Annotated in this window: 19 protein-coding genes; 14 read left to right on the forward strand and 5 right to left on the reverse strand. The window is 36.7% G+C overall.

Going from position 1 to position 16692, the window contains the following annotated elements:
- The 3 genes from C6H22_RS03070 to C6H22_RS03080 form a co-directional block, all read left to right on the forward strand.
- Window positions 1-555, forward strand: a 555-nt coding sequence (locus C6H22_RS03070) for a YggS family pyridoxal phosphate-dependent enzyme (protein WP_104693875.1), incomplete at its 5' end; no start/stop codon positions are given.
- 34 nt (window positions 556-589) lie between these two features.
- Window positions 590-829 (forward strand): methionine biosynthesis protein MetW, encoded by a 240-nt coding sequence (locus C6H22_RS03075; protein ID WP_104693876.1) that lies wholly within the window; start codon window positions 590-592, stop codon window positions 827-829.
- Window positions 830-849: 20 nt separating this feature from the next.
- Window positions 850-1326, forward strand: a complete 477-nt coding sequence (locus tag C6H22_RS03080; protein ID WP_233707011.1) for a methyltransferase domain-containing protein — start codon at window positions 850-852, stop codon at window positions 1324-1326.
- On the opposite strand, the gene C6H22_RS03085 is transcribed toward C6H22_RS03080, so the two are convergent.
- The gene (locus C6H22_RS03085) at window positions 1323-2231 is read right to left on the reverse strand and encodes a DMT family transporter (protein WP_158654608.1); all 909 of its coding nucleotides are present in this window, start codon (window positions 2229-2231) and stop codon (window positions 1323-1325) included. The two genes, C6H22_RS03080 and C6H22_RS03085, sit on opposite strands and share 4 nt — an antisense overlap.
- A 229-nt stretch (window positions 2232-2460) precedes the next feature.
- Between C6H22_RS03085 and C6H22_RS03090 the strand changes: the two genes are divergently transcribed.
- From C6H22_RS03090 to C6H22_RS03140, 11 genes are all read left to right on the forward strand, one after another.
- Window positions 2461-4638 (forward strand): carbon starvation CstA family protein, encoded by a 2178-nt coding sequence (locus tag C6H22_RS03090; protein ID WP_104693879.1) that lies wholly within the window; start codon window positions 2461-2463, stop codon window positions 4636-4638.
- Window positions 4635-4841: a KCU-star family selenoprotein gene (gene kcuS, locus C6H22_RS03095; RefSeq protein WP_104693880.1), complete on the forward strand. Its 207-nt coding sequence runs from the start codon at window positions 4635-4637 to the stop codon at window positions 4839-4841. Before C6H22_RS03090 ends, kcuS begins: the two co-directional genes overlap by 4 nt.
- A gap of 189 nt (window positions 4842-5030) precedes the next feature.
- Complete coding sequence (ndk, locus tag C6H22_RS03100) at window positions 5031-5444, forward strand: nucleoside-diphosphate kinase (RefSeq protein ID WP_104693881.1); 414 nt, start codon at window positions 5031-5033, stop codon at window positions 5442-5444.
- Window positions 5445-5490: 46 nt separating this feature from the next.
- Window positions 5491-5844 (forward strand): hypothetical protein, encoded by a 354-nt coding sequence (locus C6H22_RS03105; protein WP_104693882.1) that lies wholly within the window; start codon window positions 5491-5493, stop codon window positions 5842-5844.
- A 1-nt stretch (window position 5845) separates the two neighbouring features.
- The gene (gene rpmF, locus C6H22_RS03110) at window positions 5846-5995 is read left to right on the forward strand and encodes a 50S ribosomal protein L32 (RefSeq protein ID WP_104693883.1); all 150 of its coding nucleotides are present in this window, start codon (window positions 5846-5848) and stop codon (window positions 5993-5995) included.
- 41 nt (window positions 5996-6036) lie between these two features.
- Window positions 6037-7020, forward strand: coding sequence for a phosphate acyltransferase PlsX (plsX, locus tag C6H22_RS03115; RefSeq protein ID WP_104693884.1), 984 nt, complete (start codon window positions 6037-6039; stop codon window positions 7018-7020).
- Window positions 7021-7028: 8 nt separating this feature from the next.
- Window positions 7029-8006 (forward strand): beta-ketoacyl-ACP synthase III, encoded by a 978-nt coding sequence (locus C6H22_RS03120; protein ID WP_104693885.1) that lies wholly within the window; start codon window positions 7029-7031, stop codon window positions 8004-8006.
- Between the two features lie 115 nt (window positions 8007-8121).
- Window positions 8122-9321: a pyridoxal phosphate-dependent aminotransferase gene (locus C6H22_RS03125; RefSeq protein WP_104693886.1), complete on the forward strand. Its 1200-nt coding sequence runs from the start codon at window positions 8122-8124 to the stop codon at window positions 9319-9321.
- The gene (locus C6H22_RS03130) at window positions 9308-10645 is read left to right on the forward strand and encodes an exo-alpha-sialidase (protein WP_104693887.1); all 1338 of its coding nucleotides are present in this window, start codon (window positions 9308-9310) and stop codon (window positions 10643-10645) included. Before C6H22_RS03125 ends, C6H22_RS03130 begins: the two co-directional genes overlap by 14 nt.
- Before the next feature lie 13 nt (window positions 10646-10658).
- Window positions 10659-11267, forward strand: a complete 609-nt coding sequence (locus C6H22_RS03135) for a hypothetical protein (protein ID WP_104693888.1) — start codon at window positions 10659-10661, stop codon at window positions 11265-11267.
- Window positions 11245-13221 carry an LTA synthase family protein gene (locus tag C6H22_RS03140; protein ID WP_104693889.1) on the forward strand — a complete coding sequence of 659 codons (1977 nt, stop codon included), beginning with the start codon at window positions 11245-11247 and terminating at the stop codon, window positions 13219-13221. Before C6H22_RS03135 ends, C6H22_RS03140 begins: the two co-directional genes overlap by 23 nt.
- An 18-nt stretch (window positions 13222-13239) precedes the next feature.
- On the opposite strand, the gene C6H22_RS03145 is transcribed toward C6H22_RS03140, so the two are convergent.
- The 4 genes from C6H22_RS03145 to C6H22_RS03160 are packed head-to-tail and all read right to left on the reverse strand — an operon-like array spanning window position 13240 to window position 16619.
- Window positions 13240-13965 carry a hypothetical protein gene (locus C6H22_RS03145; RefSeq protein ID WP_104693890.1) on the reverse strand — a complete coding sequence of 242 codons (726 nt, stop codon included), beginning with the start codon at window positions 13963-13965 and terminating at the stop codon, window positions 13240-13242.
- Window positions 13962-14615, reverse strand: coding sequence for a thiamine phosphate synthase (gene thiE / locus C6H22_RS03150; protein ID WP_104693891.1), 654 nt, complete (start codon window positions 14613-14615; stop codon window positions 13962-13964). Before thiE ends, C6H22_RS03145 begins: the two co-directional genes overlap by 4 nt.
- On the reverse strand, window positions 14596-15330 hold the full coding sequence (locus C6H22_RS03155) for an arginyltransferase (RefSeq protein ID WP_104693892.1): 735 nt from the start codon (window positions 15328-15330) through the stop codon (window positions 14596-14598). Before C6H22_RS03155 ends, thiE begins: the two co-directional genes overlap by 20 nt.
- A complete protein-coding gene (locus C6H22_RS03160; protein ID WP_104693893.1) occupies window positions 15330-16619 on the reverse strand; it encodes a murein transglycosylase domain-containing protein in 1290 nt (429 codons plus the stop codon). The genes C6H22_RS03155 and C6H22_RS03160 overlap by 1 nt, the downstream gene beginning before the upstream one ends.
- Window positions 16620-16692 lie beyond the last annotated feature (73 nt).

Here is a 16692-nt window from a genome sequence, read left to right on the forward strand (position 1 = left end):
GAGCAAATTACGCTTTTACATGAATGTGGACAAAGGGCGTTTGGTGAAAACAAAGTCCAAGACCTTAAGCAAAAAATACATATTTTAGAATCTCTACCGCTACAATGGCATATGATAGGCACTTTGCAAGAAAACAAAATTAACACACTTATTGATCTTAATCCTACTTTATTGCATTCACTAGATTCTCTAAAACTTGCCGTGGCATTACAAAAACGATTAGAAGCCAAAAGTAAGGTAATGCGTGCTTTATTGCAACTCAATACATCTTTTGAATCTACCAAAAGTGGCGTATCACCAACACAAGCCAAAGAAACATATTTAGAGATTCTAGCACAATGCCCTAATATCAAGTTAGAAGGGGTGATGAGTATTGGGGTACATAGCACAGATTATAGGGCTATAGAAAAGAGTTTTGTGCTTGCTAAAGATGTGTTTGATTCGCTCCAAAATATGGGGGCAAAAACCCTTTCTATGGGCATGAGTGAGGATTTTGAGATCGCTATAGCATGTGGTGCAAACCTCGTGCGTATAGGCTCAAGACTTTTTAGCTAAATTGATTCACTAAACTATAAACAAAGGAGATACTATGGAATATTTTGAAGCAAGAAATATCGATAGTGAGTTTTATATGGATTATAAACTTCCATCATATTTTGAGGAGGTTATCGAAGAGTTAGATTCAGGATCAAGAATCTTAGATTTTGGTTGTGGTTTTGGACAAACTCTCTATGCACTGAAACATCAATCTTTTTCTTCAAAACCCTATAGAGATGGGGGGGGGGCAAGTTCAGTGTATTTGGTATTGATATTAATCCAAAAGCTATAGAATATTGTTTATCCCGAGGCATAGATGCAAAAGTAGTAGAAAATATCTTAGAATTTTTTCCTACACAAAAATTCGACCTCATTATCAGCACACATTGTTTGGAACATATTCCTAAAGATATGATAATTCCTATACTTACTCATTTCAAAAAACACTGTCTTACTGATAACGGGAAATTATTTATCGCAGTCCCAAATGCACAAAGCCACACTGGATGTTATTGGGCATATGAAGATTTTACTCATACCACACTTTTTACTTCTGGGAGTCTTATTTATGTTCTTAAAATGGCTGGATTTGATGATGTAAAAATAATTGATCAGTATGCCATGAGTGGAAGCAGGGGTATTAAAAAAATTATCAGGAAAGTATTTTTAAAGCTTTATGTATTCCAATATAAATTTTGGAATAAGATTACAGCAAGTGCTACACACCAACCAAGCCCAAATGTTTTTAGCTATGAAATTAAAGTTCTCGCAAAATCTAAAAATCTCTAGAATCTCACATATTTTCTAAGCCACGAGATGTGTGAGTGATTATACAGGCTAAGTAAATAAATAGCACCCAAAGCTAAGGCACACCCTATCAGTGTGCGTATGTCAGGTATTTCATCAAGCAGGAAAAATGAAAAAATAAGTGCAAAGACAGGCACAAGGAGCAAAAAGCTTCCGCCTTTGTGCACACCCAACACCTCTACACCCTTATAAAAGATACTCGTAGCCACAACCACAGAAAGAACACTTACGATAAAAAAGCAAATCCAAAATACATTATCCGCAGTCCTTAGGCTTTCCTCTATTCCATCTCCCAAAAAAAGATATGGGACAAAAAGCAAAGTGCTAATACATGATACATAGCCATTAAATTTCAGTGGATGAATATGAACTTTTTTACTTAAAAGTGTTACCAATGCCCAAGACAATGCTGCACCAATAAAAAAAAGATTAAAGGGATGTAACAGAGAAGAAAATTCTTGGATATGTAATAAAAATATGCCAGAGACAAAACCTAATAGAAGCCCAAGTTTCTCACGCATATTGATAGACATACCACCAAAAAACATACTTAATAGTGATCCAAAAATAGGTGAAAGTGTGGTAGATATAACCCCTGCTCTTCCTGCATCGCCAAACATAAGCCCTTGAAAAAACAATAAAGAATAAAGAGCATTAAGCACACCAGCAATACACACAAAGAAGCATTGTGTCTTAGAAAGGCTAAAAGAAATCCTAAATAACAACATCAAAGGTAAAATACATGTTGATACGAGCGCAAAACGTATAAGTGCAATGAGATAAGGGTGAGCTTGCTGAATTAAAATCTTTGAACATGGCCAAGCTATTGCCCAAAGCGACATAGCAAAAAACATTGCGAGTATATACATTCGTTGTGTGCGATCCATATAGATTCCTAATAAGAGGTAGGTCATTTATCTACATTATGCAATAAGCACACTTAAATATCAATGATGCCAAATTTGTATCATTATGGTATAACGTGCATATATACAATTAATGTTACATCTCCTCGCATTTCTCAAAAACTTATCCTAAAAATCTTGACTTACACAAAAACACTTATATACAATAGATCAATCATTGCAAAATGGAATCTAAACACAAAGGTGTATCATGAATAAGGCTTTAAGTATTGCACTATGGGCGTTAATATCGCTTGTGGGTGCATATTGTTTTGGAGTGCTTGCACTGCATACTGGAGAAAGTATTAACGCAATATGGATTGTGGTAACAGCGGTGTGTATTTATGCGATCGCATATCGTTACTACTCTAAATATATTGCTTACAAAGTTTTAGGGCTTGATGATAATCGTGCTACTCCAGCAGTAGCCCACAATGATGGACATGATTTTGTGCCAACAAATAAGATTGTTCTTTTTGGACATCACTTTGCTGCTATAGCTGGTGCTGGTCCTTTGGTTGGTCCTATTCTCGCTGCTCAAATGGGTTATCTACCAAGTATGATTTGGATTGTAGTTGGTGTGGTGCTTGCAGGGGCAGTTCATGACTTTACTGTGCTATTTGTTTCTATGCGCAGAGATGGAAAAAGTTTGGGAGAGATTATCAAGCTTGAATTAGGCAAAGGTGTGGGAAGTATCGCAATGATTGGGATTTTGGGTATTATGATGCTTATTATCGCAATTTTAGCACTCGTTGTTGTCAATGCACTTGCAGAATCTCCTTGGGGACTTTTTACAATCGCTATGACTATTCCTATAGCAATTTATATGGGATTGCATATGCGCTTCTTGCGTCCTGGTAAAATCGGTGAAGCAAGTATCATTGGCTTTATTTTATTGCTTTTGGCGCTTTATTATGGTCGCGCAGTAGGAGAAAGCGAAACACTTGCACCACTTTTTACATTAAGTCCTGTTACGCTTACTTATGTTATGATCGCTTATGGATTTATCGCGGCAATTTTACCTGTATGGTTTTTGCTTGCTCCTAGAGATTATCTAAGCACATTTTTAAAGATAGGTGTGATTGTGATTATGGCTGCTGGTATCCTTATAGTAGCGCCGGATGTACAATTTGAAAGTGTTACAAAGTTTATCGATGGAAGTGGTCCTGTGTTTAGTGGCAAACTCTTTCCATTTTTATTTATTACGATTGCCTGTGGTGCGGTTAGTGGATTTCACGCCCTTATATCAAGTGGGACAACACCTAAAATGTTAGAGCGCGAATCTCATGCAAGAATGGTGGGCTATGGATCTATGCTTATGGAATCTGCCGTGGCGATTATGGCACTTATTGCTGCTGTAATCCTTACACCTGGTTTGTATTTTTCTATCAATGTTGCACCTGCTACTCTTGGAACAGCTAGTTTTTATCAAAGTGGTGTGTTACAAGACACAATGGTAGCGGCACAAGTAGCAGCACAAACAATTGGATCATGGGGCTTTGTGATCACACCAGAACAGATTCTTAACACTGCTAATGAGATAGGGGAAAAATCGATCCTTAGCAAAACTGGTGGTGCACCAACTTTTGCAATAGGTTTGGCAACTATCATTTCACAAGTGCCATTATTTTCTCAAGGCTCTTTGGCATTTTGGTATCATTTTGCGATTTTGTTTGAGGCACTCTTTATCTTGACTGCTGTTGATGCAGGGACAAGAGCTGGTAGATTCATGGTTCAAGATGTGCTAGGCAATGTTTATAAGCCATTTGGAAATATCCATTCAATATGTTATGGAATCCTTGCAACATTAATATGTGTGATAGGTTGGGGTTATATTCTCTATCAAGGTGTTACAGATCCACAAGGTGGAGTAAAATCGCTTTGGACACTCTTTGGAGTTTCTAATCAGATGTTAGCAGGTATAGCATTACTCGCTGTCATAGTCGTGCTCTTTAAGATGGATAAAGCCAAACAAGCATGGATTGCGATTTTACCTGCTGTTTGGCTATTGGTAAGCACACTCTATGCAGGGATTTTGAAATTGCTTCCAGCAAATGGTGAAAGGCTTCATGATTCAGTAAGTCATATTGCGACATGGCAAAACAACAAAGCAGTCGTAGCCCAAAAACTTGCAGAGATAGCTATGCAAACAGATCCTGAAGTGATTGCAAACCTTAGTACTCAAGTAGATAAATTTAACCTCATTGCTAATAACAACTTACTTAATGCGATTTTGTGCGGATTCTTTATGCTTGTAACGTGTCTTGTATTGTTGCAATGTATTAGAATCTGTCTTAAAACTATAAGTGGTAAGCCAACTATACCTCTTGCTGAATCTCCATATATAAAAGCAAGTGATTATGATGGCAAAATTGCCGTGCATAAATGATATTTGTAAAAATTTGGAGATATGCACAAAGAATCTATCAACGATCCGATAGATTCTTGCATTTGCTCGTAGGCATGCCAAGTTATGATAAATATTTAGAACATATGCGCATTCATCACCCCGATAAGATTCCCAAAACACAAAGGGAATTTTTTAAAGAAGCAATGGAAAAAAAATATGGTTCAGGCAGGGCAAAATGCTGATGAAAGCCTTTAATGCAAGGTTTGCATACACAAAACTTTCTAGGCTCTCTGTAACCCTCTAAATCATTATAATTTACTACTAGATTCTATAAATGTGGCGCAAAAAGTGTTAGTTTAAGTTTTCTAAGGTTTTAAAAAACTTATTTGTGCTAGAATCCCTCACTTTTATTTCTTTTTAGGAGAATTATTATGGAACAAACTCTTTCTATCATTAAACCTGATGCTGTCAAAAAGGGGGTTATTGGTAAAGTTATTGATAGATTTGAAAGCAATGGTTTGCGTATAGTAGCGATGAAAAAACTCCAACTTGGACGCTGTGATGCAAAAGAATTTTACGCAATACACAAAGAACGCCCATTTTTTAATGACCTTGTTGATTTTATGGTAAGCGGTCCTGTAGTCGTTATGGTGCTAGAGGGAGAAAATGCTGTGCTTAAAAATCGTGATCTTATGGGTGCGACAAATCCTAAAGAAGCAAAACCTGGAACAATTAGAGCAGACTTTGCTGATAGCATCGATGCAAATGCCGTGCATGGTAGCGATAGTCCTGAGAATGCTAAAAATGAAATTGCATTTTTCTTTGCTAAGAGAGAAATTTGCTAACAACAGCGTTTTGTGTTTATATCTTAAAAATCACACAAAGTAATCTATGAAAATTGCTTTTAGAAAAGTTGCCTCATCACCAAAATCCTTTAGTTTGGAATCTGAAGGTTTGAAGCTTAGTGGCACACTTACTCGTGTGGATTCTAAGCTTTCTAAACTTAATGCTACACTCAGTGGCGGTTTAGAGCTTATTTGTGCACAAAGCGGAGAAACTTTTATCAAAGATTTTAATGAACCTTTGGTTTTGTATATTTCAGATGGTGTTTGGGATACACAAAGCCAAAGCAATCTTGATAGCCTCGATGTTATCGAGTTTTTCGATGGTTTTATAGACTTAGGGTATATCTTGCAAAGCGAGATAGAATCTATAAAAATGGATTATCACATAAAAGGAGAATAATATGGCAGTTCCAAAAAGAAGAGTAAGCAAAACACGTGCAGCAAAGCGAAGAACACATTACAAAATAAGTCTTGCAATGCCTATCAAGGATAAAGATGGTAGCTGGAAAATGCCTCATCATATCAATAAGTTTAATGGACAATACAAGTAGTCGTATTTGATATTTTGTGTGTTTGAGAAATGGAGGAGTCGATGCGAAAAATTGCCATTGATGTAATGGGTGCAGATAATGGTATCGAACCCATTGTGTTTGGTGTGGTAGAAGCCTTAAAGCATAGAGAATTTCAAGCCCTTATTGTAGGTGATGAAGCCAAAATTAGCCCGTTATTGCCAAGTGAGCTTGTAAATCATGTGCAAATCGTGCATTGCCTAGATTATGTCAAAATGGAGGAAAGTGCAACAAATGCATCAAAACGCAAAGAAACTTCTATTTTTGTTGCTACAGAACTTGTGCGTGAGGGCAAAGCCGATGCACTTGTATCACCTGGACATAGCGGTGCAACAATGAGTCTTGCTACTCTTAAACTTGGTAGAATTAAGGGTGTTTCTCGCCCCGCAATTTGCACCACTATGCCAACTATCAATGGCAATCCTAGCGTGATACTTGATGCTGGAGCAAACACAGATTGCAAACCCGAATATTTGGTGGATTTTGCCATTATGGGACATGAATACGCCAAAAGTGTTATGGGATATAGTAATCCACGTGTAGGACTATTATCTAATGGTGAAGAAGACACAAAGGGCAATGAGCTCACTAAAGCAACATTTCCATTATTGAAAGAGTTTGAGTTTTTTCAAGGCAATGTAGAAGGGAGAGATATCTTTAATGGCAATGTTGATGTGGTCGTATGTGATGGATTTTCGGGTAATCTTGTTCTCAAGGCAAGCGAGGGTGTAGCAAGCGCTATTTCTCAAATTCTCAAACAAGAAATCAAGAAATCCCCTATTCGCGCACTTGGTGCAATGCTTATGAAAGGTGCATTCAAGAATCTTAAAAAGAAAATCGATCATAGTGAATATGGTGGTGCACCACTACTAGGTGTCCAAAATGTTGTGATTATTAGCCACGGAAGTTCAAATGCTAGAGCTATAGAATGTGCTGTGTATCAAGCACTACATGCCTTAGATTCTGATATTTGCACAAAACTAGAGAAAGTTTTTGAATCTCGATAAGGAATACCATGGGACAACTCTTTGCTTCACTCAAATCTATTGCATCTTATGTGCCATCACAATGCGTGAGTAATAAGGATTTTGAAAAAACTTTAGATACAAGTGATGAGTGGATTGGCAAGAGAACAGGTATTCAAACACGCTACTTTGCCACTCCAGAACAGAATACAAGTGATCTTGCCTACGAAGCAGGAAAACTTGCTATAGAGCGTGCCAACCTCACACCTAATGATATTGATGTCGTAATTGTTGCTACATTAAGTCCAGATTACCTTACAATGCCTTCTACGGCGTGTATTACTGCTCACAAACTTGGCATACACAACAAACCCGCTTTTGATATTAGTAGTGCATGCAGTGGTTTTATCTATCTCCTTGATATAGCAAAATCTTTTATAAAATCACGCACTTACAAAAATATTCTTATCATAGGGGCCGAAAAAGTAAGTTCAGTGCTAGATTTTGAAGATCGTAGCACATGTGTGCTTTTTGGAGATGGAAGTGGTGCTGCAGTTGTGAGTGCTACTACAGACAAATCTAAATCTATTCTCGATGTGCATGTCGCTGCAAATGGGCAATATGCTGATTTGCTATATACACCTAGACTTGGTGCTACAAATAATTCACCCAAACAATGCCTACAAATGAAGGGTAATGAAGTCTTTAAACAGGCAGTAAAGACACTTGCTCGAGATGTTAAGGATATTTTGGAGCATAATGCCATTAAACCTCAAGATGTAAATTTTTTTGTGCCACATCAAGCAAATTTACGCATCATTAACGCCGTTGGGGAAATGCTAGACTTCTCTCCAGAACAAATTGTGCTCACCGTGCAAAAATATGGCAATACTTCTGCTGCTTCAATTCCTATGGCTATTGATGAGATCTATACGCAGGGCAAACTTAAAAATGGCGATCTACTCTTGCTTGATGCATTTGGTGGAGGATTTACTTGGGGCTCTGCCCTTGTGTATTTTAATGGCTAATTTTTGTGTGCATTCATTACACAACAACATTGCATAAGTTTTGTAAAAGTAAAGATATATTACAATCCTAGCCTTCCAAATAAAAAGGCTACAGATTAACGCATAAGGAGAATATATGCAAAATCCTACATATGCACCTAGAATCCAGCTTCTTAGTGAATCTACTACTATTGCAATTAGCTCTCTAGCACGCGATCTTAAAGCACAAGGCAAAGATATTTTGAGTTTTTCAGCCGGTGAGCCAGACTTTGATACACCAAAACCTATCAGAGATGAGGCAATACGAGCGCTTAATAGTGGTTTTACACATTATACAGCGGTGGGTGGTATTCCAGAATTACGCAAGGCGATTTGCGAAAAACTTGAGCGTGAAAATGATTTACATTATGACCCTAGTGAGGTTATTGTAAGTAATGGCGCCAAACATTCACTCTTTAATGTACTTCAAGCACTTATATGCGAGGGTGATGAAGTGATAATCCCCAAACCATATTGGGTGAGCTATCCAGAAGTTGTTACATATTGCGGTGGAACAAATGTTTTTATCTCTACAGACGAAAAACAAAATTTTAAAATCACACCAAAACAGCTTAAAGAAGCCATTACACCCAAGACAAAAATACTTGTCTTAAATTCTCCTTCAAACCCTACGGGCATAGTATATAGCAAGAAAGAGCTAGAAGAGTTAGCACATATATTGGCGGGAAGTAATATTTGGGTGCTTAGTGATGAAATCTACGAAAAACTTGTCTATGATATAACATTTTGTTCTAGTGCAGCTATTAGTCAAGACATGCTAGAACGCACAATTGTTATTAATGGATTGAGCAAGGCAGTAGCGATGACAGGGTGGCGTGTAGGTTATATTGCTTGTAAGGATAAGCAACTTATCAAATATATGGATAACCTCCAAAGTCAATGTACCTCAAATGTCAACTCTATCGCACAAAAAGCAAGTGTAGTAGCACTTGGTAAGGAATGTGTAGCAGACATAGAAGAAATGCGTCTTGCATTTAAGGAACGTATGGAAGTTGCTTACAAACTCTTTAATACCTTGCCAGGTATTACTCTCCAAAAGCCACAAGGAGCATTTTATCTCTTCCCTAATATCCAAGAAATTACAAAATTCAATGGGGATTCTATGCGATTTTGTCAAGAATTATTGCAATCTCAAGGCATCGCACTTGTTCCAGGTAGCGCCTTTGGTAAAGATGGCTATGTGCGTTTTTCTTTTGCATGTAATACAGAGCAGATTCAATTAGGAATAGAACGAATTGCGCGATTTATTAAGGATTCTCATAATGAGAATCCTTAAGTTTGTGTGTTTTGGAGTTTGCACATTAACGCTAAGTATAGCTACCTACCAAAGCACATACACCAACACTACACCATTTATCTCATACGTACCAGATTCACTCTTAACACTTTCTAATAACGCCTCTATTCTCTCACAAAATACCACACAAGATATACAAGATTTCTCACAAGATTTTATCCTTGTGAGAAATTTTGAAAAAAGCGCACATGCAAGCTCTGTCTTGGATTTAGATTCTAAGCTTATGGTGTTATTTTTTGCCGGAGACAAAGAGGGATCTCGCAATGTCAAAATTTATCAAAGCTTTTTATACAAAGGTGGCAAGTCTTGGAGTGAGCCAAAACCTATTCTCACGCCAGAATGGCTATCCAAACAAAGTGGCAAATTCATCAAAAAGCTTGGTAATCCAGTCGCATTTCGCGATAGTTTAGGTAGGACGCACCTCTTTGTTGTAGGGGTAAGTCTAGGTGGGTGGAGCACTTCCAAAATCTATCAACTTCTATTTGATGAGACTTTAGAGAATCTCACCTATATTAGAGAATTACACTTAGGGGTGTTTGTAAATTTTTCTCACCTAGTGCGAACTCCAGCAGTTTTGTTGGAAAATGGCGGATTTATGCTTCCAGTGTATCATGAGCTTGCCGACAAATATCCGCTTGCTCTTTTCTTTGATGTGCAAGGACATATGCAATTTAGCAAACGCCTTAATAATTTGCGTGGGCAACTCCAACCTAGCATAGTCGCTACTGCTTCTTCTGAATGTCTTGAATTTTCTCGATCGTATCACGCTGACTATGCGTATTTGCAACATTGTGATGATATGGGCAACGTATGGCATAAACCTATACAAACAAACCTTATAAATTATGATAGCTCAAGTGTGCTTGTGAATATCGGGGGAGAAGTCGTGCTAATCCACAATGATGGTTTTAATAATCCTCTTTTGGAGTTATATCAGCTTTATGGAGAAGATATTCATATTCATTCTAGAGCTTCATTAAGCATATTTTGGCTAAAAGATTCTGTGCAAGGTATTTTTGAGCGACTTTTGACACTTGATATTAGCAAAAATGGAGAGGTAAGCTATCCTGCTGCAGTGCTAGATTCTGAAAATCTCTACATCACATACACTTACGATCGCAAACAAATTAAATATGCCAAGGTGCGCCTTGATACACTCCAAGAGCTTATCGCTCAAGCAAAAGAAAAGAATCCAGTATTTTTTAAAGAGCAAGATAAAGATATTGGAGAGGATCCACTTTTATATCTTAGAGATTTTTATTTCGCACAAAATGGTTATATGTCCCAAGATTTTAGACACTAAGGGGTAAGTAGCAATGTTTGACTTATGGATTATATATGTAGCGATTGCATTATGGATTGGGACTCACTTGTTGGAATCTAGAATTCTTGTGAAATATATATTTTGTCTCGTATGTATTGTGTTAGCCTGTATACCGATGTTTTTTACACATTATAATAGTATTGAGATCATATATACATTTTTTGATGCACCGGGCATTATAAGTATCTTGATTGCACTTACTTTTTTGGCTAAAACTTTTGTGCAAGACGTTGGGACTCTTATGCACAAACAAATCTCCATATCCTTTGCATTGCGACCTATAACATTTTTTTATTATGCAATCTTTGGGGCGTTATTGCTTTTGGGCACACTGAACATAGTGCCTTGGCTTGATGTTTATCATTTTGATCCACTTTTTGAAAATCTCGTTGTATTGGGTGTGATAGCAGTGATGATATATAGTGATTCACTTATGGGGATCTTTCTTGCTTTAGCCTCTATTACCCTCTTTTTCACAGATACGCACAATATCTTAGATAGAATCTTTTGTCCGTATTTGTGGGTTTATAGTGTAGGCTATACACTTTTTATGAGTTTTATATCACTAAGGAAATATTATGAAAAACGCATTTTGGTTTAGAGCTTCATTGTGGAAGTGTGTTGTTTTCGCACTTACAATGTATGGAGTCTTTTTTGCACTGCGTTTAGGGTTTGTGATATATATCGATTTTTCTGATCACGACGTAACACACATTCCTTTTTCCACCTATTTCCAAATACTATCTTATGGCTTGTTGTATGATGGCAATATTGTAGGGATTCTGACACTTATAATCTTTATTTTGGGTCTTTTCTTGTATCAATCCTCCATGGGGCGCAAGATTTTACATATGCTTGCTATTTTGTGTATCGTTGTAAGTCTCTATGTAGGTTTAAGCCAAATATGGTTTTATTATCTGTATCACGATACATTTGATGCAAATTTGTTTCGTGATAATATACAATTTTCTATTTTTATAGCACCCTGGGAAAAATACACTCACTGGAAGCTTTTTATCTTTCTTGTAAGTTGTATCGTGTTTTTTGGGGTTATGCGCATTGGCTTTAAGATTATAGATTCTGTGTATCAGACAAATACATATACACGCCTCTCGTATCAAACTCCCAAATATTCGCCTTTGCTTATTCTTGTAGTATGTTTTGCGACTTGGGAGGCTTTTGTATTAAGTGGCATAACGACAAAATACCTACAACTCCATAGCAATCTCCAAAAAACACTACCTAACGCGATAGCTAGCCTTAGTAAAACATACAAGCTCTATACACAAATCAATCATTCCTCCTTTAGTGATTATATAGATCAATCACCCACAGAGGTTGTGAAAGATTTTTTTGAAATACAAGAAGATTTACCACACTATGATTTGCAAAAACTTCTCCAAAAAAGCACCAATAACCCATCTAATACGCAAATTAATCATATTTTTTATATTATTGTTGATGGACTTAATGATTGGTGTTTGGAGAAGGGGGTTGATAAAATTGGACTATGTAGCGAATTAAATACGCTTGTATCACAAGGTGCATTTAAAACAAATATCTTTTTAGAAAATGCCCCTAATGATATAGCTAGTCTTGAAATGCAAATAAGCGGTCTTTTTAATATCGGTATTGATTTACGCCTTGCCTCCAAACAGATTGAGAATCTCAAAACTTCGTTAGCAATGAATTTTAAAGCATTAGGATATACAACAAACTTTTTCTTTGGTGGCGACAGAGATCATTGGGATAAGCTTGATGAGTTTGTGCATTCCCAAGGCTTTGATGAGAGTTTTTATAACACGCAGATTATCCAAAGTGCCAAAACACGATCCTATAAGCCTCCATATGCGCACACAACGGGTGCTTATAATCAACACCTTGTAAATCTCGTGCGAGATAGATTGTTTGTAGGTTATCAACAAAAAAGCTTTAATGTTATAGTGACTACGCCTTATACCAAAGACCAAGAGATAGAATCTAGCTATACGCAACATATACAAGAATTTGTGCAGGCACATCCAGAAATCATCACACAAGGTGATATACATCTATTAAGCTATCTATACCAACAAGATAAGATTTTGGCTAAATTTATAGCAGATATAAACGAGAGATTCCCAAATGTACTTTTTGTAATCACAAGCACGCATAACACCACCAAAATCTCTACATCAAAAAACAAATATAATGTGCCTTTTATTCTCTATGCACCAAGTCTAAAGCCTAGAATACTTTCTAATGTGGGTTCACATGTGGATATCATGCCAACAATCCTTGAGCTAGTGGCACCAAACAGGCACGAATATGTAAGTTTTGGAAAACCACTTCTTAGCAACAAAAACAGCTCATATCAAGAAAATCTCTATAAGGCATTTGGTGATAAAGTAGTGGCAAATGAACGATTTATATACAATGGGGCACATATAGAGTATGTTAGTCAAGGTTTAGAGCGCGCAAAAGACAAAGAACTTGCCTATTCTTTGTATCAACATTTACAACAAGCACGAGCTTTAAGTTGGTGGATCTTTAAAAATGGCTATATGATAGAATAGATTCACTACATTTTTGTATCACAAAGAAAACTCTGTGCTTGTATTAAAATAATGTAGCATTGTTCTAATGCTTGCATGCGTGATAATCTTTCGGTCTTTAGCACTCTTAGTGGATATATGATAATTTTTCACTGCAATATCCTTATCAGCGCTAAAACAATGATTCCAAGCATGCCCAAAATATGTGCAAATATTTGGTGGCGTGATATGTTGCCATTTATCCGCAATATAAAGATTCACCCACTTTTGGATACTTTGTGGCTTTTCTTTTAAGCACCAATATCCTACAGGATCCATTGTTACAAGTAAAGGAATACTTTGTGGTGCAAGATTTAGTGTTGCTAACACCTTAGTAATATTTGCTGCTCCCCAGCTATGTGCGAATAAATAAGGATGATACCCTGCATTAAGAAGTTCGGGTAACCACGCATGAAAAAGTGCTTTGCTATCAAAGGTTGTATATATTTTTGTGCAAAAAAGAATATGAGCAAGTTTTTGATAGCTACCATTTGTAAATTGTGCAAATTCCCTAAACACCACATGATGATAGCTATCCATAAGCCCACCAACAAAAATAATAATATGTTTATAATCTCGTGATGTGGTGGCTTGTAAGTGAAAATCCTCACAATCACTAATACTCTGTAAGTCCTCATGGCGCAAAAAGATATTTGTTTGTTTATAAGCAGTTTTTGGAGGGGGAATATCACCTCGCCACAATGCAATAGGAAGTCCTAGATTCACGAAGTACCTTTTTTAATGCCTACAAGTTTGGCACATATAAAACTTTCAGCAAGATTTTGAGCATTTTGACGTGGATTTCCATTCCATAAAGAATTTATTACAGCGGACATATCAGCATTTTTTAGCACTTTGATATTATCTTTGCTAATTCCCCCAATAGCGCAAATTGGAATATCAAGCAGTGCCTTTGCTTCAACAAGAATCTCTGCCCCAATACACACGGCATTTGGCTTAGTCAAAGAAGGAAAGATAGAACCAAATGCTACATAATCTGCACCTTGAGATTGTGCTTCTTTGGCGCGCGATATATCTCCATAACTCGAAACACCCAAAATACCCTTAAATCTTTTGCGCACCAATGCGAGATTCCCATCATCTTTGCCAATATGCAATCCCGGAACACCAAGCCTTATCGCGAGATCTATGCGATCATTCAAGACAAAAAGCACATTTGAAGTAGCACATATATGCATTAAATGCTTAATAATCTCTATAATATCCTTATCTAAGCTATTTTTATCTCTAAATTGAAAAATTTTTATACCACCCGCTATGGCTTCTTGCACTTGAGTTATAAGAGTGCTAAATGGTGTGAGTTTTTCGTCACTGATGCCATAAAGACCTGCTAAATCATATGTTTGTCCGCTCATAGATTCTCCAATCTGGCATTTCAAATAAATCTGGTGCATTATGTAGATACTCAAAAGGTTCAAATCGTTCTTTGTAGCCCATAGAATAATGATCTTTTATCCAATAACCGGGATAAAAATAGCGCAATCCCCTTTCTTTAGCAATCTTAAGTTGCACAAGAATATTAAATGTCCCCAAACTTAAATGTCCATAGTCATGATCATAGAAAAAATACACTGCACTTATACTATCTCCAAGTATATCTACTAATCCAACGCCTATAAGTTTAGAATCTCGCACATACAAAAACTCATAACCATATTCCTGATGACCTTCGACAAACATTTCGTGATAGCTTTGCTCTGTGATAAGCGTGTATTCCCACGATTTTTTGAGATTCATTACGCGGTGGTATTTGTCATACAACAAAAGATGATCTTGTGTTAAAGTTGGTTTTTGTATGTATATAGCGGTTTCTTGATTATTTTTTAGCACTCGTTTCTGATTTTTGCTCAATTCAAAATCTTCCACTAGAGTGCGTATAGAAATACACTCCTTACAATGCTGACACACAGGAACAAAAAAATATTTTCCAAAGCGTCTCCAACCTCTTTGCAATAAACCCAAATAAAAGGATTGGGAACAATGAAAAATATGAAAATAACGCATTGTGCTCTGTTGATTGGCAAGATAGCTACAATGCTTAGAATCTGAAAAAAATTCAAATATTTTCATCATAATCCCACATACTGCCTTTTAAAATTTGTAACTTTTTGGACATAACGGCGTGCCTCATCTTGGCTTAGCTTTGTTGTGAGGCGTTTATATACTTGATCTGCAGAAAGAGAGTTTATAACGCTAATAGCTTGTTTTCGATCGCTATGAAACGCACGCAACACATTTCCACTTCCCGTGTTATACGCCGCTATGACACAATACTCTTGCGATTTTGGATCGGTAATGCCTTGTAAATAGCGATTAAAAAGTATATGTAAATATGCACTACCATACCTAATATTTGTCTCTGGTGTGAAAAGCATTGTTTTTGTTGGCACTCCACTATTGCCAGTGATAAGCTTATGTGAATCTGCCCCTGCTGTGCTTGGAACAATCTGCATTAATCCATATGCAGGCACATGACTCATAGCATATGGGTTAAAGTTAGATTCTGTATGAATGATTGCCATCACAAGTGCAGGATCAAGACCAAATTCCTTGGCATAGCGTTGTGCAATAGCTTGGTAACTATTACCAGCAAGTTTTTGGTAATCATCACTCATTTGCAAATCTACGTAATACACCTTGTGAGCATTAGTATCAGTGCGTGTTTGGAGTTTATTTTGCACTAAATATTGTGCATATTTTTTGGCTCGCCATTCATACAAAATATCCTGTCCCTCATTGTCCTTAATAAGTCCTGCAAGAAATGGCTTTCCATCAAATTTGACTTCAGAATCCGAATACAAATCCACATCTCTAGGATCCTTTGGGGTTAGCAATGCCTTAGTGATTGCGTTTTCTAAGGCATTAGTGGGATTTGAATCATCTATGGTTTCTACGCGAATCTTACCGCTTGCAAAATCAATGCTTGAGCGCGAAAGATAATGATCGCTATATTTAACAAGCTTTGAGGTATCTGATACTGCAAACTCACTCTCCCCCCAATTTTTTGAAATATTCCCACTAAGATTCATTAATTCTTGTCTATGGGCTTTATGAGCTTTTTTGAGATTCTCATTTGCTTGGCTTGAAAAGTCTGAATTATTATGTAACTCACTCTCTAAGGCAAGATCGGATTGTGCCAAAAGACTATCACGACCAAAAAATGAAGTATTTGCATTACCACTTGAAATTTTTTTGGCTTTTTTTGTTGTGCGTATATCATCTTCATATGAAGCCCACATTTTTGAATCTGCACCATCCATGAGAGTGTGTCGCTTGAGTGTTGTATGACTTGTATCTATCTTGCAACCAATAAACACATACAATATACACAGACACGCAAAAAAAGAGAGATATTTCACGCCACCAACCTTACTTTAGATTCTATACAAGCTCGTAGAATCTACAATTTTTCTTAATTTTTAAAGAAACAAG

Origin of the sequence: Helicobacter equorum (assembly GCF_900198655.1) — a bacterium.
Classification (GTDB): domain Bacteria; phylum Campylobacterota; class Campylobacteria; order Campylobacterales; family Helicobacteraceae; genus Helicobacter_F; species Helicobacter_F equorum.

Excerpts from the sequence above, each read along its gene's own strand:
- C6H22_RS03075 (WP_104693876.1), top strand. The coding sequence starts at position 590 with ATGGAATATTTTGAAGCAAGAAATATCGATAGTGAGTTTTATATGGAT.
- C6H22_RS03085 (WP_158654608.1), bottom strand. The coding sequence starts at position 2,231 with ATGGATCGCACACAACGAATGTATATACTCGCAATGTTTTTTGCTATG.
- C6H22_RS03090 (WP_104693879.1), top strand. The coding sequence starts at position 2,461 with ATGAATAAGGCTTTAAGTATTGCACTATGGGCGTTAATATCGCTTGTG.
- kcuS (WP_104693880.1), top strand. The coding sequence starts at position 4,635 with ATGATATTTGTAAAAATTTGGAGATATGCACAAAGAATCTATCAACGA.
- ndk (WP_104693881.1), top strand. The coding sequence starts at position 5,031 with ATGGAACAAACTCTTTCTATCATTAAACCTGATGCTGTCAAAAAGGGG.
- C6H22_RS03105 (WP_104693882.1), top strand. The coding sequence starts at position 5,491 with ATGAAAATTGCTTTTAGAAAAGTTGCCTCATCACCAAAATCCTTTAGT.
- rpmF (WP_104693883.1), top strand. The coding sequence starts at position 5,846 with ATGGCAGTTCCAAAAAGAAGAGTAAGCAAAACACGTGCAGCAAAGCGA.
- plsX (WP_104693884.1), top strand. The coding sequence starts at position 6,037 with ATGCGAAAAATTGCCATTGATGTAATGGGTGCAGATAATGGTATCGAA.
- C6H22_RS03120 (WP_104693885.1), top strand. The coding sequence starts at position 7,029 with ATGGGACAACTCTTTGCTTCACTCAAATCTATTGCATCTTATGTGCCA.
- C6H22_RS03125 (WP_104693886.1), top strand. The coding sequence starts at position 8,122 with ATGCAAAATCCTACATATGCACCTAGAATCCAGCTTCTTAGTGAATCT.
- C6H22_RS03130 (WP_104693887.1), top strand. The coding sequence starts at position 9,308 with ATGAGAATCCTTAAGTTTGTGTGTTTTGGAGTTTGCACATTAACGCTA.
- C6H22_RS03135 (WP_104693888.1), top strand. The coding sequence starts at position 10,659 with ATGTTTGACTTATGGATTATATATGTAGCGATTGCATTATGGATTGGG.
- C6H22_RS03140 (WP_104693889.1), top strand. The coding sequence starts at position 11,245 with ATGAAAAACGCATTTTGGTTTAGAGCTTCATTGTGGAAGTGTGTTGTT.
- thiE (WP_104693891.1), bottom strand. The coding sequence starts at position 14,615 with ATGAGCGGACAAACATATGATTTAGCAGGTCTTTATGGCATCAGTGAC.
- C6H22_RS03155 (WP_104693892.1), bottom strand. The coding sequence starts at position 15,330 with ATGAAAATATTTGAATTTTTTTCAGATTCTAAGCATTGTAGCTATCTT.